Origin of the sequence: Corynebacterium sp. HMSC056F09 (assembly GCF_001815785.1) — a bacterium.
Lineage (GTDB): Bacteria > Actinomycetota > Actinomycetes > Mycobacteriales > Mycobacteriaceae > Corynebacterium > Corynebacterium hiratae.
Genome location: NZ_KV821934.1, coordinates 1 through 1,446, shown reverse-complemented (window position 1 = coordinate 1,446; position 1,446 = coordinate 1). Strand labels below are relative to the sequence as shown.

2 protein-coding genes are annotated in these 1,446 nt (G+C 61.1%); both read left to right on the top strand.

Annotated elements, in window-relative coordinates:
• On the top strand, window positions 1-457 hold a 457-nt coding region (locus tag HMPREF3056_RS07100; protein WP_246822477.1), incomplete at its 5' end, for an alpha/beta hydrolase-fold protein.
• Window positions 438-1,430, top strand: a complete 993-nt coding sequence (locus tag HMPREF3056_RS07095) for a hypothetical protein (protein ID WP_246822476.1) — start codon at window positions 438-440, stop codon at window positions 1,428-1,430. The genes HMPREF3056_RS07100 and HMPREF3056_RS07095, both read left to right, overlap by 20 nt.
• The last annotated feature ends 16 nt before the right edge of the window (window positions 1,431-1,446 follow it).

Sequence of the window (1,446 nt, the reverse complement as noted above, 5' to 3'; positions counted from 1 at the left end):
CGACGTGTCTACTTTCCGGGGGCCAGGCCCCTGCTCTCTGCAGATCCTCACCAATCATCCCGAAGCCTATGGCCAGGCAGTGGACATCTCCGGCGAGGCCGAACCCACTATTGGAAACCACGCCGCCACCGTGTCCAAGTTCTATGGTGGCGATGAAGCCGCCTACCAAGCCGCTAATCCTGCACACCTGCTGGCGACGAAAAAGTACCCCGACCACCAGGCCATCTTAATCGCCGGCAACCGCGACACTAACGCGGTGAAAGCACTCAGCCAGTTGAGTGATGCCGCCCGCGCCGCCGGCATGCGGACTTTCTACACCACCCGCCCGGGTGGGCATTCCTTCGAGGTGTGGCGCCCGGCTCTGCGCGAAACTTTCGCCTGGATCGCCCGCCAAGGTGGTTTGAAAGATGTGAACGATCCTTTTGATGGAGTCCAAGATGCAGATCTTCAGCGCTAACAACTTCCGACACCTCGCGCGGCGCACACCGGTGACGTGGGCGTTGATCCTTCTGATGTGGGCACTAGCCATCGTGACGTACCTAGCACCTCAACTGGACGGTATTACTCAGACTACCGGGCTGACCGGTCGTACCTTCGGCACGGTTGTGGCACTCACCCTCATGGCCCTGGCTTTCGTTCTCCCTTCGGAATACCGGCTAGGTTCCCTGCGCACTCTCGCCGTTGGTATCGTCACGCAGCTTATCTCCGTTCCCTTGGCCTACGTAGCCGCCCACGGCATCGAAGTGCTCGGGCTAAACCGCTGGGGCGATGATCTTCTGAGCTCCACTGACTTATCACCCATCGGTTTCATCGTGGGTACTGCCGGCTTCGCTTCTGCGTGGATGCCGCGCCTATGGCAGCGCCGCGTACGCCTCAGCATCCTTGCCTTGACTCTCACCATGGCCCTGTATGGCGGTACGTTGAGCGATGTTCTCGGCGTCACCGCCTCGGTGCTCTCCATCGCCGCCGGTATCGCGTGGAGTGTCTTTGCGCCTCGCACAAATGCCCAGCGCCCCACTGCCTTCCACCGCGCCTCGGTGCCTGAACGCCGCGTGCTCACCGCGCTCATCTTGGGCGTGGTAGCCATTGGCCCAGCCTTCGTGGCCCTTGACCCGCTGGCCGAAGGGCCCTTCAGCCCAGTCACCCGACTGATGTGGTCCTTCAACTCTGCTGCTTATCACGCCACTGAGCTCTGCCAGGCTGACCCCACAAGCCAGGCCTGCCAAGCTGCCCTTGATGTCGCCCGCGTCCACGGCGTGGGTCCGGCCATCGCCAGTTTCATGCCGCTCATCATCCAACTCGTACTGTGCTTCGGCCTCATCCGCGGACGCCGTCTTGCTTGGTTGCTATCCGTCCTTACCCAGGTACTCGTCATCGCTGTGCTTCTAGCTCAGCTGTGGGACTTTAGCCAAGAAGTGTTATGTCCATAGGGTTTTTGGACATGGA

Bases quoted from the DNA above. Each gene is read 5' to 3' on its own strand.
- HMPREF3056_RS07095 (WP_246822476.1), top strand. From the start codon at position 438: ATGCAGATCTTCAGCGCTAACAACTTCCGACACCTCGCGCGGCGCACA.